This is a genomic window from Pseudonocardia sp. Ae331_Ps2, assembly GCF_001932405.1.
In the GTDB taxonomy this organism is placed as follows: Bacteria; Actinomycetota; Actinomycetes; order Mycobacteriales; family Pseudonocardiaceae; genus Pseudonocardia.
In genome coordinates this window covers 4,283,699-4,288,685 of sequence record NZ_MCIM01000001.1, presented here as the reverse complement: position 1 = coordinate 4,288,685, position 4,987 = coordinate 4,283,699, and the positions used below count along the sequence as shown (strand labels likewise).

Genomic DNA, 4,987 nt, shown 5'->3' with positions numbered 1-4,987 from the left:
CACGCCGCGCTGGGCGACCTCGGCTACGAAGGCGAAGCCGACCGGCTCACCGTGCCCATCAAACTCGCCCCCGGCCGCGGGCAGACGGTCAACCAGCGCACCGTCAACACCCTGCACTCAGCCCTTCGTGCTCTGGCCGAACGCGGAAACGCCCTGCTCAAGACCACCTTCGCCGCGTTGCGACGAGTCACGCTATGTCCCTGGCGCACCGGCGCGATCACCGCAGCTGCGCTCGTACTACTCCACACCGAGTACGACCGCACGACATGATCAACCCGCTACTGAGAACACCTCAGTGCCGCGCGGCGCCGTCGGCGCCGCCTTGACGAAGCAATGGATAGTTGCGACACCGCACCGCTACCGTGACACCAGCGGCAGGTCGATCGCGGGAGGACGCTCTGACCTACGACTCTTTGGGCTGTGGCTTGGCCTGCTTGGCACGAGGGGTGCCGTGGTCGGCACGGCCGCCATGTTCGTGACGCATGTGAGGCGCCGCCCCGACCGCGACGTGCCGCGTTGGCTCCCGATGAGCTTCTTGGTGCTCAGCCTCGGCATGGTCGTCAACACCGTCGGCACGATGAGCGAGTGGTGGGCGGTATTCATCGTCGGCACTCTCACCGCCATGGGAAGCATCGTCTACCTGGTTCGACGTTCCCTACTCCTCCGTCGTAGCGGTGGGAAGCCAAAGACCGACACCGGACCGCCCGAGGTCTGAGCTGCTACAGCGCTACCTCCACCGGCAGGAAGACGCTGGCTGCGATACCTGAATCTCGCCCTCGCCGAGGCTCGACGGCCTGCCCGTCAGCTCCTCGAACGGACTTGGCCCACGGCACCTCGGTGATCTCGTGCTGCTCGAACAGGAACGACCCAACTTCGGTCAAGACCTCCATCGCGGCACGGGCAGAGTCGCGGAGCTGCTGTCAGGTGTCGTGCGGGGCCGTCACCCGGGTCGGACGCAGCTCCAGGAGCTCAGCGACGCTCATTGACCGGGGTCATCTGCCGGCCCAGGATCTCCGGCCACAGGTACGCCTCGTCGATGTTTCGGCCGGCACCTCGCCAGCTGCAGCCCCATGGACGCCACGCGAGCTGCGGCACAGCTTCGTGTCCCTGCTGCCCGACAGCGGCATGACCGTCGACCAGATCGCCCGGCTGGTCGGCCACGCGAGCAGCAGCTCGGTCACCGAACTCGTCTACCGCAAGCAGATCCGCCCCGTGATCGACGAAGGCGCCACCGCCATCAACGACCTGTTCCCCGGGGAACAGCAATAGTCAGGCAGTTGGGCAAGCAGGACCCATCGAACACACGAAACCCCTGGTCGGTTCTCTCACTACAAGGAACTGACCAGGGGTTTTGACTGTGGGCGATACTGGGATCGAACCAGTGACCTCTTCGGTGTGAACGAAGCGCTCTCCCCCTGAGCTAATCGCCCTCAGCGGTGAAACCAACTCTACACAGCCCGTCCCCCCGCCGTTCACGGGGGTCACCGGTGGATCACCGCGGGCCCGTGACCAGCTCCGATCCGGGTACGGGCACCGGCGGGGGCGGCGGCTGGAGCAACGGCAGCAGCGGCGAGTGCAGCCACTCCCAGTGGATCCCCACCCAGCCTCCGACCGTCGCGAAGATCCCGAAAAGCCACGCGCAGACCGCCACCGTGCCGAGGATCAAGGTCATCACCAGCAGCTGCACGACACGGTTCTGGCGGCCCATCCAGGCGACCCAGCCGTCGTAGCGGACGCGGACCCAGTGCAGGAGCCGCTGGGCCCAGCTGAACTCGGCGGCGAGCACGCCCAGGCCGAGGAAGATGATCGCCCAGCCGGGACCCGGCGCGGGCAGCGCGATGATCCCGATGATGACGATCGCGGCGCCGAGGACCCCCATGGTGATGCGGTAGGTCAGGTCCAGCACCGGGCTGCGGGCCACCCCCGCCCGGAACGCACGGTAGCGGACCTTCGCCCGCCGGTACCTCCTGCGGACAGCGGTGTACCGGCGCCCGGAGGTCGTGCTCCCGGACGCCGGAGCACCGGCGTCGTTCTTCTCCGTCGTACTCAGGTCTCCACCTGCCCGGCCGCGACTACGTTGGTCGGCGCGTGGGGAGCCTCCCTTCCGCGCTCGAGCGAGACGGCGTATGTCCCGTAGCTCCCGCTGTCGGGCGATTCTACGGATACCGGTCCCGACTGACCCGCTCGCACGTCGAACGTGCCGATCGCCCGCGGAGTTCCGTCCCCGTTCAGCCCCCACAGGACATAGGTCTGGTCGGCGGGCTCGTTCGGGTCGAGCCCCATCGGCATGACCTCCCGCTGTCCGTCCTTCATCACGACGGCCGCGACCATCGGTCCTCCCGGCTCGGGGGACAGGAAGGCGTGCGGGGTCCCGGGCTGCGCGATGGCGGAGAGTACGTCGCGCATCTCCTGGGCCTGCGCGAGGCTCGCGTCGCGCTCCGCCTGCATCGACCGCATCTGCCCGACGACGACTCCCCCGCTGACGATCACCGCGAGTGCGACGGCCGCCGCGACCAGTACCCGACCGGGGCGGCGCAGCCACCCGTTCCGGGTGCGGCCGCGTCCGGGCCCCGCCGGCGGGCGTGTCGCGGCGACGGTGGGCCGCTCGGACCGCGACGGGCGCGCCCCGCCCTCGGGCGAAGCTCCGGAGGACGCGACGTCGTCGCGCAGCGCGTGGCGCGGGAGCGCCCGGTCACCGACCCGTCCGACCTGCGGGGTGTTCCGGGCCTGCTCCAGGATCGCGTCGCGCAGCGACGCGGGCGGTTCCACCTGCTGCACCGCGCCGCCGAGGACGGTGGTCGTCTCGGCCACGTCGGCGGCGAGCCGACGGCACTCGTCGCAGCCCTCGAGGTGCTGCAGCACCTCGATCTCCTCGTCGGGCTCGAGGGCGTGGAGCGCCCAGCCGACCGTCTGCTCGTTCATCGGACAGGGCCTCCCCTCGTTGTCGTTCACGACAGCCCTCCCGCCAGGTCCGCCCCGGCGTCCCCGACCACGGGGCCCAGCAGATTCCGGAGCTTGGCCACCCCGGTGAACATGCGGGACTTCACGGTGCCCAGCGGCACCCCTGTCATCGCGGCCACCTCGCGTTGCGTGTAGCCGCCGTAGTACGCCAGCGCCAGGACCTTCCGCTGGTCGGCGGGCAGCTGATCGAGCGCGTCACGCACGTGGCCCGCGACCAGCGCGCCGATGGCTCCCTCGTCGGCGCCCGGCCCGGGCGGGGCGTTCCACTCCGAGCCGTCCTCCGACGCCGGGACGGTGCGACGCCGGATGGCGCTCTCCCGGCGGACGGCGTCGACGGACTTGTGGTGCACCAGTGTCAACAGCCAGGTGCCGAACCGGCCCTTGGCGGGGTCGAAGCGCGACGGGTCGCGCCAGAAGGCCAGGAAGACCTCCTGGACGACGTCCTCGGCGAGACCCTCGTCGGCGCAGATGCGGCGCGCGAGGGAGTAGGCCTGGCGCCCGAACCGGTCGTACAGCTCGCCCAGTGCGGTCGAGTCCCCGGACACGATCCGTTGCACGAGACGCGCGTCCCCGGCGTCGTCGCGACGTGACGGATCACGGCGCGCGGCAGGCCCGGCGGCCCGCCCGTGCTCGGGGCGGTCCGGCGGATCGGCGATGCCTGCCACCAGCGTTGTCCTCACGATTGCTGTGTTCGGTGTCCGCACCCGTTCCGGTTCGGACTCCGACGAGAGTAGTCGTTCTGCGCTGCGCGGCTCACACGCCAGGACGGCGCCGAGCCCCGTTCAGCCCTGTCGTCGCACGCGGTGAGTTACACCGTTGTGACTCGATCGGGGGTCATCCCACGGTGACCCACGTTCATGCGCATCGAACCCGTCACCCCGAGGCCTTCTCTCTCGTTCCCACACTGACGCCCCACGCAACGCCCCCACGAAAGAGGATCACCGATGCGCGACGAGTCCAAGACGATCCGGGCGACGGCCATGTTCGAGCTCATCGCTCCGGACGCGCCCGTCGTGCCCGTGAAGGTCGAACTGTCCTACACGAGCCGCGACCCCTACGCCGTCCAGGCCTCGTTCAAGACCGGCCACGACACCACGGTCGACTGGGTCTTCGCCCGCGACCTGCTCGGCGACGGCCTGGTCGACTCCGCCGGCACCGGCGACGTCCGGGTGCAGCCGATGAGCGACGACCCGACCCGGATCGAGCTCGAGCTCACCTCCCCCTCGGGCCACGCCCTGTTCACCACCTCCGCGGCGACGCTGTCGGAGTTCCTGCAGGCGACCTACGACGCCGTGCCCGCCGCCGCCGAGTACTCGTGGCTCGACTTCGACGCCGCCCTCGCGGACCTGCTGGACACCACCGCCCGGGACTGAACCGAGGCACCCCACCACCGGGCGGAGCGCGTCTCCGCACGTGAGAGGACATCCGGTGGTGGAGAGAGGGGGCGGTCGGACCCCCCTCGGGGCGGGTGCTAATGTTCTCTCACCGCGCCGCGGACGGGCCTCACGGCCCGGGACGCGGTGCACGGTGCGGACGTAGCGCAGCTGGTAGCGCATCACCTTGCCAAGGTGAGGGTCGCGGGTTCGAATCCCGTCGTCCGCTCGGGGACTTCTCTTCCCACGCGCGATTAGCTCAGCGGGAGAGCACTACCTTGACACGGTAGGGGTCACTGGTTCAATCCCAGTATCGCGCACCATTTCCCAGATCCCCGGGGCCGCACGTCGGCCTCGGGGATCTTGCTTTTCCCGAACGTGACCGGATGGCCGACACGGCCCGCGAGAGGCCGGCAGCGCGCTCCCCCGGACGCCTCCGGCCGTCATAGCGCCGCCGACCTGGGCAGACGATCATCGGGTACCCCCTCGACAGCGGCCACGGACCGTGCGCTACTGTTCTCCCAACGCACCGGGAACTCGCGGAAACGCTTCGGGAACGGTGCGACATGCGGACGTAGCGCAGCTGGTAGCGCATCACCTTGCCAAGGTGAGGGTCGCGGGTTCGAATCCCGTCGTCCGCTCGGGGACTTCTC

At 69.8% G+C, this 4,987-nt stretch carries 7 protein-coding genes and 4 tRNA genes; 7 read left to right on the top strand and 4 right to left on the bottom strand.

The features are described from left to right. From Ae331Ps2_RS32135 to Ae331Ps2_RS34330, 3 genes are all read left to right on the top strand, one after another. A partial coding sequence (locus Ae331Ps2_RS32135; RefSeq protein WP_139319265.1) for a transposase family protein occupies window positions 1-270 on the top strand: 270 nt, incomplete at its 5' end. 181 nt (window positions 271-451) lie between these two features. After that, the gene (locus Ae331Ps2_RS20595; protein ID WP_075307001.1) at window positions 452-715 is read left to right on the top strand and encodes a hypothetical protein; all 264 of its coding nucleotides are present in this window, start codon (window positions 452-454) and stop codon (window positions 713-715) included. 386 nt (window positions 716-1,101) lie between these two features. Next, a complete protein-coding gene (locus tag Ae331Ps2_RS34330) occupies window positions 1,102-1,269 on the top strand; it encodes a hypothetical protein (RefSeq protein ID WP_337819515.1) in 168 nt (55 codons plus the stop codon). 89 nt (window positions 1,270-1,358) lie between these two features. Here Ae331Ps2_RS34330 and Ae331Ps2_RS20585 read toward each other — a convergent pair. From Ae331Ps2_RS20585 to Ae331Ps2_RS20570, 4 genes are all read right to left on the bottom strand, one after another. Then, window positions 1,359-1,430, bottom strand: a tRNA-Val gene (locus Ae331Ps2_RS20585). A 62-nt stretch (window positions 1,431-1,492) separates the two neighbouring features. Next, entirely contained in the window at window positions 1,493-1,921 is a 429-nt protein-coding gene (locus Ae331Ps2_RS20580) for a TIGR02611 family protein (RefSeq protein WP_233147583.1), read from the bottom strand. A gap of 125 nt (window positions 1,922-2,046) precedes the next feature. Continuing rightward, window positions 2,047-2,922, bottom strand: a complete 876-nt coding sequence (locus Ae331Ps2_RS20575; RefSeq protein ID WP_075307027.1) for an anti-sigma factor — start codon at window positions 2,920-2,922, stop codon at window positions 2,047-2,049. A 26-nt stretch (window positions 2,923-2,948) separates the two neighbouring features. Further along, window positions 2,949-3,626 (bottom strand): RNA polymerase sigma factor, encoded by a 678-nt coding sequence (locus tag Ae331Ps2_RS20570; RefSeq protein WP_060711644.1) that lies wholly within the window; start codon window positions 3,624-3,626, stop codon window positions 2,949-2,951. A 279-nt stretch (window positions 3,627-3,905) separates the two neighbouring features. Between Ae331Ps2_RS20570 and Ae331Ps2_RS20565 the strand changes: the two genes are divergently transcribed. The 4 genes from Ae331Ps2_RS20565 to Ae331Ps2_RS20550 all read left to right on the top strand — a co-directional run bounded on the left by Ae331Ps2_RS20565 (window position 3,906) and on the right by Ae331Ps2_RS20550 (window position 4,975). Further along, complete coding sequence (locus Ae331Ps2_RS20565; RefSeq protein WP_020624097.1) at window positions 3,906-4,334, top strand: SsgA family sporulation/cell division regulator; 429 nt, start codon at window positions 3,906-3,908, stop codon at window positions 4,332-4,334. Between the two features lie 156 nt (window positions 4,335-4,490). Next, window positions 4,491-4,563 (top strand) — tRNA-Gly (locus Ae331Ps2_RS20560). Between the two features lie 19 nt (window positions 4,564-4,582). Continuing rightward, window positions 4,583-4,657, top strand: a tRNA-Val gene (locus Ae331Ps2_RS20555). Between the two features lie 245 nt (window positions 4,658-4,902). Then, window positions 4,903-4,975 (top strand) — tRNA-Gly (locus Ae331Ps2_RS20550). Window positions 4,976-4,987: the final 12 nt, after the last annotated feature.